This is a genomic window from Paracidovorax sp., assembly GCF_057642795.1.
Genome location: NZ_JBXYZY010000040.1, coordinates 260,615 through 273,189, shown reverse-complemented (window position 1 = coordinate 273,189; position 12,575 = coordinate 260,615). Strand labels below are relative to the sequence as shown.

Annotated in this window: 9 protein-coding genes and 1 tRNA gene; all 10 read left to right on the top strand. The window is 62.2% G+C overall.

The features are described from left to right. On the top strand, nucleotides 1-177 hold a 177-nt coding region (locus AC3A84_RS17315; RefSeq protein WP_460466113.1), incomplete at its 5' end, for an EF-Tu C-terminal domain-related protein. An 11-nt stretch (nucleotides 178-188) separates the two neighbouring features. Then, nucleotides 189-264: transfer RNA gene (locus AC3A84_RS17310), tRNA-Trp, on the top strand. 90 nt (nucleotides 265-354) lie between these two features. Next, nucleotides 355-738 (top strand): preprotein translocase subunit SecE, encoded by a 384-nt coding sequence (gene secE, locus AC3A84_RS17305; RefSeq protein ID WP_487971266.1) that lies wholly within the window; start codon nucleotides 355-357, stop codon nucleotides 736-738. Then, entirely contained in the window at nucleotides 738-1,322 is a 585-nt protein-coding gene (gene nusG, locus AC3A84_RS17300; RefSeq protein WP_092941601.1) for a transcription termination/antitermination protein NusG, read from the top strand. Before secE ends, nusG begins: the two co-directional genes overlap by 1 nt. 118 nt (nucleotides 1,323-1,440) lie before the next feature. Beyond that, nucleotides 1,441-1,872 carry a 50S ribosomal protein L11 gene (rplK, locus tag AC3A84_RS17295; RefSeq protein WP_092941599.1) on the top strand — a complete coding sequence of 144 codons (432 nt, stop codon included), beginning with the start codon at nucleotides 1,441-1,443 and terminating at the stop codon, nucleotides 1,870-1,872. Beyond that, nucleotides 1,873-2,571, top strand: a complete 699-nt coding sequence (rplA, locus tag AC3A84_RS17290; protein ID WP_487971265.1) for a 50S ribosomal protein L1 — start codon at nucleotides 1,873-1,875, stop codon at nucleotides 2,569-2,571. Nucleotides 2,572-2,804: 233 nt separating this feature from the next. Further along, a complete protein-coding gene (gene rplJ, locus AC3A84_RS17285; RefSeq protein WP_343593546.1) occupies nucleotides 2,805-3,332 on the top strand; it encodes a 50S ribosomal protein L10 in 528 nt (175 codons plus the stop codon). Between the two features lie 40 nt (nucleotides 3,333-3,372). Continuing rightward, nucleotides 3,373-3,750, top strand: coding sequence for a 50S ribosomal protein L7/L12 (gene rplL / locus AC3A84_RS17280; protein ID WP_343593547.1), 378 nt, complete (start codon nucleotides 3,373-3,375; stop codon nucleotides 3,748-3,750). A 279-nt stretch (nucleotides 3,751-4,029) separates the two neighbouring features. Further along, the gene (gene rpoB, locus AC3A84_RS17275; protein WP_487971264.1) at nucleotides 4,030-8,154 is read left to right on the top strand and encodes a DNA-directed RNA polymerase subunit beta; all 4,125 of its coding nucleotides are present in this window, start codon (nucleotides 4,030-4,032) and stop codon (nucleotides 8,152-8,154) included. A gap of 23 nt (nucleotides 8,155-8,177) precedes the next feature. Next, nucleotides 8,178-12,410 carry a DNA-directed RNA polymerase subunit beta' gene (gene rpoC, locus AC3A84_RS17270; RefSeq protein WP_487971263.1) on the top strand — a complete coding sequence of 1,411 codons (4,233 nt, stop codon included), beginning with the start codon at nucleotides 8,178-8,180 and terminating at the stop codon, nucleotides 12,408-12,410. The last annotated feature ends 165 nt before the right edge of the window (nucleotides 12,411-12,575 follow it).

Genomic DNA, 12,575 nt, shown 5'->3' with positions numbered 1-12,575 from the left:
GACGTGACCGGCGCCATCGAGCTGCCGGCCGACAAGGAAATGGTCATGCCCGGCGACAACGTGTCGATCACCGTCAAACTGATCAACCCCATCGCCATGGAAGAAGGTCTGCGCTTCGCCATCCGTGAAGGCGGCCGTACCGTCGGCGCCGGCGTCGTGGCCAAGATCATTGCTTAATTGAAGTTCAAAGGGGTATAGCTCAATTGGCAGAGCGTCGGTCTCCAAAACCGAAGGTTGTAGGTTCGATTCCTACTGCCCCTGCCACCTGAGTGTGGCCACCAACAAGCCCGCCAGACCCTGGCGGGCTTCGGTGTCTTAGGGACGCCGAATGTCGTAGCAGGAAAAAAGTCAGATATGGCCACTTCTCAGGTTGAAACTGTCAGTACCGGGGCAGATAAGGCGAAGCTTGCCGCAGTGGCGCTGCTCGTGATCGCTGCTGTGGGTGGTTTTTATGTGCTCGCCAAGCAAGGCCCGCTGGTTCAGTGGGGTGCGCTGTTGGTGGGCCTTGTGCTTGCCGTGGGCGTGTTCCTGGTCTCCGAGCCTGGCAAGCAGTTCATCGGCTTTGCCCGCGATGCCTGGCGAGAGGTCAAGAAGGTGGTTTGGCCCACGCGCAAAGAGACGTTGCAGATGACTGCTTACGTCTTTGTATTCGTTGTGGTCATGGCATTGTTTCTTTGGTTTACCGACAAGACCCTGGAGTGGGTGTTGTATGACCTGATCCTGGGCTGGAGAAAATAATGACGGATGCTGTGCAAGCTGGTGATCTCGAACACGCGGCACCTGCCAACCCCGATCTTCGCTGGTACATCGTGCATGCCTATTCCGGCATGGAGAAGGCGGTCGAGCGGAACATCACCGAGCGTATCCATCGCGCCGGCATGAACGACAAGTTCGGCCGCATCCTCGTTCCCACCGAAGAAGTGGTGGAAATGAAGAATGGCCAGCGCAAGACGACGGAGCGTCGCCTGTTCCCCGGCTACGTGTTCGTCGAGATGGTGATGGATGACGATACCTGGCACTTGGTGAAGCACACCAACAAGGTCACGGGTTTCGTCGGCGGTGCGAAGAATCGCCCGGCGCCCATCTCTGAGGACGAAGTCCAGAAGATCGTCAGCCAGATGCAGGAAGGCACCGACAAGCCCCGCCACAAGGTGGAGTTCATGGTCGGCGAGCTGGTGCGCGTCAAGGAAGGTCCGTTCACGGACTTCAATGGTTCCGTGGAGGAGGTCAATTACGAGAAGAGCCGAGTGCGGGTCTCCGTGATGATCTTCGGTCGCTCGACCCCCGTGGAGCTCGAGTTCGGCCAGGTCGAGAAGACCTAAGTTTTTTTGTTTGGTTGCATGCTGCACTTCTCGACTCGGTGCGCATGTGGAAAGAGAGTCGTTAACCCCGGGGAGCCTGTGCGATAGCGCAGGCGTTATCACCCGCAAGGAGTAAAGCATGGCGAAGAAAATCGTCGGTTTTATCAAGCTGCAAGTTCCAGCTGGTAAGGCTAACCCGTCCCCACCGATCGGCCCCGCTCTGGGTCAACGTGGTCTCAACATCATGGAGTTCTGCAAGGCATTCAATGCGCAGACCCAAGGTGTCGAACCCGGTCTGCCGCTGCCCGTGGTCATCACGGCATTTGCTGACAAGAGCTTCACCTTCATCATCAAGACGCCTCCGGCGACGACGCTGATCAAGAAGGCCATCAAGCTCGAGAAGGGTTCCGCGAACGCTCTGAGCACCAAGGTCGGCAAGATCACCCGCGCCCAGCTGGAAGAAATCGCCAAGACCAAGATGAAGGACATGAACGCCGCTAACGTGGACGCTGCCGTCCGCACGCTGGCTGGTTCCGCTCGCTCGATGGGCGTGACGGTGGAGGGTCTCTAAATGGCTAAGTTGACGAAAAAGCAGAAGGCCCTGCAGGGCAAGGTCGACAGCACGAAGCTGTACGCTTTCGCCGAGGCAGTCGCCATCGTGAAGGAAGCCGCTACCGCCAAGTTCGATGAATCCATCGACGTGGCCGTGCAGCTCGGCATTGACGCCAAGAAGTCGGACCAAGTGGTGCGTGGCGCCGTCGTGCTGCCGAACGGCACTGGCAAGACGACCCGCGTCGCCGTGTTCGCGCAAGGCGCCAAGGCTGAAGAAGCCAAGGCCGCTGGCGCTGACATCGTCGGCATGGACGATCTGGCTGCCATGGTCAAGGCGGGCGACATGCCTTTCGACGTGGTGATCGCTGCTCCCGACGCCATGCGTGTCGTGGGTACGCTGGGTCAGATCCTGGGCCCGCGTGGCCTGATGCCTAACCCCAAGGTCGGCACCGTCACCCCCGACGTGGCCACCGCCGTGAAGAACGCCAAGGCTGGTCAAGTGCAGTTCCGTGTCGACAAGGCCGGTATCGTTCACAGCACCATCGGCCGTCGTTCGTTCGACAACGAGAAGCTGCAGGGCAACCTGGCGGCGCTGATCGAAGCCCTGAACAAGGCCAAGCCTGCTACCAGCAAGGGTCTGTACCTGCGCAAGGTGGCCGTGTCTTCCACGATGGGCCTGGGCGTCCGCGTGGATACGCAATCCATCGCTGCGGCGTAATTGCAAGAAATCTTCGATGCCTTTCGGGGTGTCGATGTGGTGGGCTGCCGGCGTGCAAGTGCCGGCAGGCCATCCAAGACCGTTGGTGCGCAGGGTGATTGCGCTTAAATCCACGAGATGCCAACGCAGATGGCGATCCCGCTGCAGATGGAATTCATTCCTTCCCAGTTGGTCGCTGCAACAAGAGCGCACAGAAAGGGTTCGCCCCGGATGTGCAATTTAAGGAGTAGACCTTGAGTCTTAATCGCAGTGAGAAAGAAGCGGTCATCAATGAAGTGACCAGCCTCGCCGCTAAAGCTCAAACGCTCGTGATCGCGGAATACCGTGGCATCACGGTCGCTGACATGACCAAACTGCGTGTCGATGCTCGCAGCAAGGGCGTGACCCTGAGTGTTCTGAAGAACACCCTGGCTCGCCGTGCTGTGGCTGGCAGCACGTTCGAAGTCGTGGCCGACCAGATGACCGGTCCTCTGATCTATGGCTTCTCCGAAGACGCTGTGGCCGCCGCCAAGGTGGTGGCCGACTTCGCGAAGACCAACGACAAGTTGGTGATTCGCGGTGGCGCCTTCGCAGGCAAGGCCCTGGACGTGAACGGCGTGAAGCAACTGGCCAACATCCCTTCCAAGGAAGTGCTGCTGGCTCAGCTGTGTGGCTTGCTTATGTCCCCGATGTCGCGTACGGCCGTTGTGCTGGGCGCATTGGCGGCAAAGAAGGGCGAAGGCGCTGCCGCCGAACCGGCAGCCGAGGCAGTTGCGGCCTGATTGGCCCTCTGTTAACCAACGATATTGTTAGGAAATCAAAATGGCATTCGATAAAGACGCATTCTTGACCGCTCTGGACAGCATGACGGTTATGGAACTCAATGACCTGGTGAAGGCCATTGAAGAAAAGTTTGGCGTGAGCGCTGCCGCTATGGCTGCTCCCGCTGCTGCTGGCGCTGGCGCCGGCGCTGCTGCTGCTGAAGAAAAGACCGAATTCAACGTGGTGCTGCAAGACGCTGGCGCCAACAAGGTGTCGGTCATCAAGGCAGTGCGCGAAATCACCGGCCTGGGCCTCAAGGAAGCCAAGGACCTGGTGGACGGCGCTCCCAAGAACGTCAAGGAAGGCATCGCCAAGGCCGACGCCGAAGCTGCCGTCAAGAAGCTGGTGGAAGCTGGCGCCAAGGCCGAACTCAAGTAATTCGGCTGCACGCCAAGGCTGGGGGCTCCCAAAGGGCTCCCAGCCTTTGGCGCTTATGGAACCCGTGTCCAGAGCGCACCAGAAAGCAGTCCCCGAGCGGCTGCTTTCTAGTGTCTTCTGATCCCCCCGACAGCAGAAGACGCCTTGGTTCGGGTGATGTGCAACGCATCACCGTCCGCCATGGTTGGTAGTGGCCAACCGCCAAGCCTGCAAGGAATGCGCCCTTGCGGGTCAGTAGTCGTCGAAGACCCAGGACTCATGTCTTTGCCCGGAGATCTCATGGCCCCAACATCCACGTACAGCTATACCGAACGCAAGCGGATTCGCAAGAGTTTCGGCAGCCGCGATAGCGTGCTCGAAGTGCCTTACCTGCTGCAGATGCAAAAGGATGCCTACACCGCATTCCTGCAGGCAGACAAAGCCCCCCAAAAACGCACGGTCGAAGGCCTGCAAGCCGCCTTCAACGCTGCTTTCCCCATCGTCTCGCACAACGGTTTTGTGGAGATGAAGTTCGTCGAGTACAACTTGGCGAAGCCTGCTTTCGATGTGCGCGAATGCCAGACGCGCGGGCTGACCTTCGCTTCCGCCGTGCGCGCGAAAGTCCAGCTAATCATCTACGACCGTGAGTCTTCCACGTCGCAATCCAAGGTGGTCAAGGAAGTGAAGGAGCAAGAGGTCTACATGGGCGAAGTGCCCCTGATGACCGACAAGGGTTCCTTCATCATCAACGGTACCGAGCGCGTGATCGTGTCGCAGCTGCACCGTTCGCCTGGCGTGTTCTTCGAGCACGACAAGGGCAAGACGCACAGCTCGGGCAAGCTGCTGTTCTCGGCTCGCATCATTCCCTACCGCGGCTCCTGGCTGGACTTCGAATTCGATCCGAAGGACATCCTGTACTTCCGCGTGGACCGTCGCCGCAAGATGCCGGTCACCATCCTGCTGAAGGCCATCGGCCTGAACCCTGAGTCCATCCTCGCGAACTTCTTCGTGAACGACAACTTCCGCCTGATGGACAGCGGCGCGCAGATGGAATTCGTCGCCGACCGCCTGAAGGGCGAAGTCGCGCGTTTCGATATCACCGACAAGGCTGGCAAGGTCGTCGTCGCCAAGGACAAGCGCATCACGGCCCGCCACACGCGCGAGCTGGAGCAGTCCGGCACGACGCACATCAGCGTGCCCGAAGACTTCCTGATCGGTCGCGTGGTCGCGCGCAACGTGGTGGACGGCGACACCGGTGAGATCGTGGCCAAGGCCAACGAAGAGCTGACTGAAGCGCTGCTCAAGAAGCTGCGTTCCTCCGGCGTGAAGGACCTGCAGGTCATCTACACGAACGAGCTGGACCAAGGCGCCTATATCTCGCAGACCCTGCGCATCGACGAAACGGTGGACGAGTTCGCCGCCCGCGTGGCCATCTACCGCATGATGCGCCCCGGCGAGCCGCCGACGGAAGACGCCGTGCAGGCCCTGTTCCAGCGTCTCTTCTACAACCCGGACACGTACGACCTGTCGCGCGTGGGCCGCATGAAGTTCAACGCCAAGATCGGCCGCGAAGGCGCCACCGGCCCGATGGTGCTGTCCAACGAGGACATCCTGGCCGTGGTGAAGATCCTGGTGGATCTGCGCAACGGCAAGGGTGAAGTCGATGATATCGACCACTTGGGCAACCGCCGCGTGCGCTGCGTGGGCGAGCTGGCCGAGAACCAGTACCGCACCGGTCTGGCTCGTATCGAGAAGGCCGTGAAGGAGCGTCTGGGCCAGGCGGAGCAAGAGCCGCTGATGCCTCACGACCTGATCAACAGCAAGCCGATCTCGGCCGCCCTGAAGGAATTCTTCGGCGCGTCCCAGCTGTCGCAGTTCATGGACCAGACCAACCCGCTGGCGGAAATCACGCACAAGCGCCGCGTCTCGGCCCTGGGCCCGGGCGGTCTGACGCGCGAGCGTGCCGGCTTCGAAGTGCGCGACGTTCACGTCACCCACTACGGCCGCGTCTGCCCTATCGAAACGCCTGAAGGCCCGAACATCGGCCTGATCAACTCGCTGGCTCTGTACGCCCGCCTGAACGAGTACGGCTTCATCGAAACGCCGTACCGCCGCGTGGTGGACGGCAAGGTGACCGACCAGATCGACTACCTCTCCGCCATCGAAGAAGGCAAGTACGTCATCGCCCAGGCCAACGCCACGCTGGACGCCGAAGGCCGCCTGACCGGCGACCTGGTGTCGGCCCGCGAGCAGGGTGAATCCACGCTGCTGTCCGCCGATCGCGTGCAGTACATGGACGTGTCGCCCGCGCAGATCGTGTCGGTCGCCGCATCGCTCGTGCCCTTCCTGGAGCACGATGACGCGAACCGCGCATTGATGGGCGCCAACATGTCGCGTCAGGCTGTGCCTGTGCTGCGTCCGGAAAAGCCCATGGTGGGCACCGGCATCGAGCGCGTGGCGGCAGTGGACTCCGGCACGGTGGTGACGGCCAACCGCGGCGGCGTGGTGGACTACGTGGATGCCACCCGCATCGTGGTGCGTGTGAACGACGCCGAAGCCGTTGCCGGCGAAGTGGGCGTGGACATCTACAACCTCATCAAGTACCAGCGTTCCAACCAGAACACGAACATCCACCAGCGCCCGATTGTCAAGCGTGGCGACGTGCTGGCCAAGGGTGACGTGATCGCCGACGGTGCCTCCACCGACCTGGGCGAGATCGCCATCGGCCAGAACATGCTGATCGCGTTCATGCCCTGGAACGGCTACAACTTCGAAGACTCGATCCTGATCTCCGAACGCGTGGTGGCCGAAGACCGCTACACCTCGATCCACATCGAGGAACTGGTGGTCATGGCCCGCGACACGAAGCTGGGCGCCGAAGAAATCACGCGCGACATTCCGAACCTGTCGGAACAGCAACTGAACCGTCTGGACGAGTCCGGCATCATCTACGTGGGTGCCGAAGTGCAGCCCGGCGATACGCTGGTGGGCAAGGTCACGCCGAAGGGCGAAACCACGCTGACGCCGGAAGAGAAGCTGCTGCGTGCCATCTTCGGCGAGAAGGCTTCCGACGTGAAGGACACCTCGCTGCGCGTGGACCAAGGTTCCTCGGGCACCGTGATCGACGTGCAGGTCTTCACCCGCGAAGGCATCCAGCGCGACAAGCGCGCCCAGCAGATCATCGACGATGAGCTCAAGCGCTTCCGCCTGGACCTGAACGATCAGCTGCGCATCGTCGAGGCCGACGCGTTCGACCGTATCGAGAAGCTGCTGAACGGCCGCGTGGCCAACGGCGGCCCGCAGAAGCTGTCTAAGGGCACGAAGATCGACAAGGCCTACCTGGCTTCCGTCGAGAAGTTCCACTGGTTCGACATCCGCCCGGCGGAAGACGAAGTGGCGACGCAGCTCGAATCCATCAAGAACGCTCTGGAGCAGACGCGCCACAGCTTCGACCTGGCTTTCGAGGAAAAGCGCAAGAAGCTCACGCAAGGCGACGAGCTGCCCGCTGGCGTGCTGAAGATGGTCAAGGTGTACCTGGCCGTCAAGCGCCGCCTGCAGCCTGGCGACAAGATGGCCGGCCGTCACGGTAACAAGGGTGTGGTGTCCAAGATCGTTCCGGTCGAAGACATGCCCTACATGGCCGACGGCACGCCTGCCGACATCGTTCTGAACCCGCTGGGCGTGCCTTCGCGGATGAACATCGGGCAGGTGCTGGAAGTCCACCTGGGCTGGGCCGGCAAGGGCATTGGCCAACGTATCGGCGACATGCTGCGCGACCAGGCCAAGGCGTCCGAGATGCGTGCGTTCCTCGAAGAGGTCTACAACTCGCGCGGCCGCAAGGAAGACCTGTCGGTGCTGAGCGACGACGACGTGATGGCGATGGCCGCCAACCTGACCAACGGCGTGCCGTATGCCACGCCGGTGTTCGATGGCGCCTCCGAAGCCGAGATCAAGGACATGCTGAAGCTGGCCTATCCGGACGACATCAAGGAGCGCAAGGGCCTGACCGACACCCGCACGCAGGCCTTCCTGTACGACGGCCGCACGGGCGAGCGCTTCGAGCGTCCGACGACCATCGGCTACATGCACTACCTGAAGCTGCACCACTTGGTGGACGACAAGATGCATGCCCGTTCGACCGGTCCGTACTCGCTCGTCACGCAGCAGCCGCTGGGCGGCAAGGCCCAGTTCGGTGGCCAGCGTTTCGGGGAAATGGAAGTGTGGGCGCTGGAAGCCTACGGCGCTGCCTACGTGCTGCAGGAAATGCTGACCGTGAAGTCCGACGACGTGCAGGGCCGTACCAAGGTGTACGAGTCCATCGTCAAGGGCGAACACGCCATCGAGGCAGGGATGCCCGAATCGTTCAATGTGCTGGTCAAGGAAATCCGTTCCCTGGGCCTGGACATCGAACTGGAACGCTCTTAAGTATTTGAAAGGGAAAGAGTCACATGAAATCGCTACTCGACCTGTTCAAGCAATTCACGCCCGATGAGCATTTCGATGCCATCAAGATCGGCATGGCTTCGCCCGAGAAGATCCGTTCGTGGTCCTTCGGCGAAGTGAAGAAGCCGGAAACCATCAACTACCGCACGTTCAAGCCCGAGCGGGACGGCCTCTTCTGCGCCAAGATCTTCGGCCCCATCAAGGACTACGAGTGCCTGTGCGGCAAGTACAAGCGCCTGAAGCACCGCGGCGTGATCTGCGAGAAGTGCGGCGTTGAAGTCACGCAGACCAAGGTGCGCCGCGAGCGTATGGGCCACATCGATCTGGCCGCGCCTTGCGCCCACATCTGGTTCCTGAAGTCGCTGCCGTCGCGTCTGGGCCTGGTGCTCGACATGACGCTGCGCGACATCGAGCGCGTGCTCTATTTCGAAGCCTACGTGGTGACCGACCCCGGCATGACCCCGCTGAAGAAGTTCAGCATCATGTCCGAGGACGACTACGACGCCAAGCGCAAGGAATACGGCGATGAATTCATCGCCAAGATGGGCGCCGAAGGCATCAAGGACCTGCTCGAGTCCATCGACATCGACATGGAGATCGAGCGGCTGCGCGGCGATCTGACCGGCTCCGAAGTCAAGGTCAAGAAGAACGCCAAGCGCCTGAAGGTGCTTGAGGCCTTCAAGAAGTCGGGCATCAAGCCCGAGTGGATGGTGCTGGAAGTGCTGCCCGTGCTGCCGCCGGACCTGCGTCCGCTGGTGCCGCTGGATGGCGGCCGCTTCGCGACCTCCGACCTGAACGACCTCTATCGCCGCGTCATCAACCGCAACTCGCGTCTGCGCCGCCTGCTGGAGCTGAAGGCTCCGGAAATCATCGCGCGCAACGAAAAGCGGATGCTGCAGGAAGCCGTCGATTCGCTGCTGGACAACGGCCGCCGCGGCAAGGCCATGACGGGCGCCAACAAGCGTGCCCTGAAGTCTCTGGCCGACATGATCAAGGGCAAGTCCGGTCGTTTCCGCCAGAACTTGCTGGGCAAGCGCGTGGACTACTCCGGTCGTTCCGTGATCACCGTGGGCCCGACGCTCAAGCTGCACCAGTGTGGCCTGCCCAAGCTGATGGCCCTGGAGCTGTTCAAGCCGTTCATCTTCTCGCGCCTCGAAGCGATGGGCATCGCCACGACCATCAAGGCTGCGAAGAAGGAAGTCGAATCCGGCACGCCGGTGGTCTGGGACATCCTGGAAGAGGTCATCAAGGAGCACCCGGTCATGCTGAACCGTGCTCCCACGCTGCACCGTCTGGGCATCCAGGCCTTCGAGCCCATCCTGATCGAAGGTAAGGCCATCCAGCTGCACCCGCTCGTCTGCGCGGCCTTCAACGCCGACTTCGACGGTGACCAGATGGCCGTTCACGTGCCGCTGTCGGTCGAAGCGCAGATGGAAGCCCGCACGCTGATGCTGGCCTCCAACAACGTGCTGTTCCCCGCCTCCGGCGAGCCGTCCATCGTCCCGTCGCAAGACGTGGTGCTGGGCCTCTATCACGCCACCCGCGACAAGGTCAACGGCAAGGGCGAAGGCCTGGTGTTCGCCGACACGGGTGAAGTCCAGCGCGCGCTGGATGCCAACCAGGCCGAGCTGCACGCCCGTATCAACGTGCGCCTGACCGAGTGGACCAAGAACAAGGCCACGGGCGAATTCGAGCCCTCGACCTCTCTTGTCGCCACGACCGTGGGCCGCGCGCTGCTGTCCGAGATCCTGCCCAAGGGCCTGCCCTTCAGCAACATCAACAAGGCGCTGAAGAAGAAGGAAATCTCCAAGCTCATCAACGTGAGCTTCCGCAAGTGCGGCCTGAAGGAAACCGTGGTGTTCGCAGACAAGTTGCTGCAGAACGGCTTCCGCCTGGCCACGCGCGCCGGCTTCTCGGTGGCGATCGACGACATGCTGGTGCCGCCGCAAAAGGCCGACATCCTGGCCCGCGCAGAGTCGGAAGTGAAAGAGATCGAACAGCAGTACGTCTCCGGTCTGGTGACCTCTGGCGAGCGCTACAACAAGGTGGTGGACATCTGGGGCAAGGCCGGCGACGACGTGTCCAAGGTCATGATGGACCAGCTCAAGGTCGAGAAGACCATCGACCGCCACGGCAACGAAGTGACCCAGGAATCCTTCAACGCCATCTACATGATGGCGGACTCGGGAGCCCGGGGCTCTGCTGCCCAGATCCGCCAGCTGGCCGGCATGCGCGGCCTGATGGCCAAGCCTGACGGCTCCATCATCGAGACCCCCATCACGGCGAACTTCCGTGAAGGTCTGAACGTGTTGCAGTACTTCATCTCCACCCACGGTGCCCGTAAGGGTCTGGCGGATACGGCGCTGAAGACCGCGAACTCCGGCTACCTCACCCGCCGTCTGGTGGACGTGACGCAGGATCTCGTGGTGACCGAAGAGGACTGCGGCACGACCAACGGTTCCGTGATGCGCGCCATCGTCGAAGGCGGTGAAGTGATCGAGTCCCTGCGCGACCGCGTGCTGGGCCGCACCACCGCCGAAGAAGTGCTGCACCCCGAAACCCGCTCCGTGCTGGTGCCGGCTGGCCATATGCTGGAAGAGGACACCCTCGAAGAGCTGGAAGCCGCTGGCGTGGACGAAGTGAAGGTGCGCACCGCGCTGACCTGCGAAACCCGCTACGGCCTCTGCGCCAAGTGCTATGGCCGCGACTTGGGCCGTGGCGGCCTGATCAACCTCGGCGAAGCCGTGGGTGTGATCGCTGCCCAGTCCATCGGCGAACCCGGCACGCAGCTGACCATGCGTACGTTCCACATCGGCGGTGCCGCTTCGCGTGCCGCCATCGCCTCGAGCGTGGAAGCCAAGTCCAACGGCGTGATCGGCTTCAACGCCACGATGCGCTACGTGACCAACAGCAAGGGCGAGCTGGTCGTCATCGCGCGTTCGGGTGAAGTCATCATCCAGGACGAGCATGGCCGCGAGCGCGAACGCCACAAGGTGCCTTACGGCGCCACGCTGACCGTGAAGGCCGACCAGACGGTCAAGGCCGGCACGATCCTGGCCAACTGGGACCCGCTGACCCGCCCGATCATCACGGAATTCGCCGGTCAGGTGCGATTCGAGAACATCGAGGAAGGCCTCACCGTCGCCAAGCAGGTGGACGATGTGACCGGTCTGTCCACGCTGGTCGTGATCGATCCGAAGCGCCGCGGCTCCGCCAAGGTGGTGCGTCCGCAGGTCAAGCTGATCGACGGCAACAACGCTGAGGTGAAGATCCCCGGTACCGACCACTCGGTGACCATCGGCTTCCAGGTCGGCGCGCTGATCCAGGTGCGCGATGGCCAGGACGTGGGCCCCGGCGAAGTGCTGGCGCGTATTCCGGTCGAAGGCCAGAAGACCCGCGACATTACCGGCGGTCTGCCCCGCGTGGCCGAACTGTTCGAAGCCCGCTCGCCCAAGGACAAGGGCATGCTGGCCGAGATCACCGGCACGGTGTCGTTCGGCAAGGAAACCAAGGGCAAGGTGCGCCTGCAGATCACCGATCCGGACGGCAAGGTCTGGGACGAACTGATCCCCAAGGAAAAGAACGTGCTGGTCCACGAAGGCCAGGTGGTCAACAAGGGCGAGTCCGTGGTGGACGGCCCGGCCGATCCGCAGGACATCCTGCGCCTGCTGGGCATCGAAGAGCTGTCGCGCTACATCGTCGATGAAGTGCAGGACGTGTACCGCTTGCAGGGCGTGAAGATCAACGACAAGCACATCGAGGTGATCGTTCGCCAGATGCTGCGCCGCGTCGTGGTCGAATCGTCGGGCGACTCCGGCTACATCGCCGGCGAACAGGTCGAACGCTCGGAAATCCTCAACACCAACGAACGTCTGCAGGCCGAGGGCAAGATCCCCGCGACCTACACCAACGTGCTGCTGGGGATCACCAAGGCATCGCTGTCCACCGATTCGTTCATCTCGGCCGCGTCCTTCCAGGAAACGACCCGCGTGCTCACCGAGGCTGCCATCATGGGCAAGCGCGACGAGCTGCGTGGCCTGAAGGAAAACGTCATCGTGGGTCGTCTGATCCCAGCTGGTACGGGCCTGGCCTACCACCAGGCACGCAAGGCCAAGGAAGCCATGGACGACGCCGAGCGCCGCGCCATCGCCGAAGCCGAAGCCGCCGAACTGCAAGGCTCCAGCGATGACGAAGCCGCCGAAGTGACCGGCGACACGGGCGGCGCTGCGGCCGAATAAGCCGACAGGAACGTCCGTTCCGCCGACCCAGAAGCTCCCGCCCTGTCGACCCCGGCAGGCCGGGAGCTTTTTCATGTCATGGGCGGTTTCGCGCGCTGCATGCAGCGCGTGGCGCTCGCCCCGGTTGCCTCGTTACCTTCAATGCAACGCGCCGCCATCGATCGC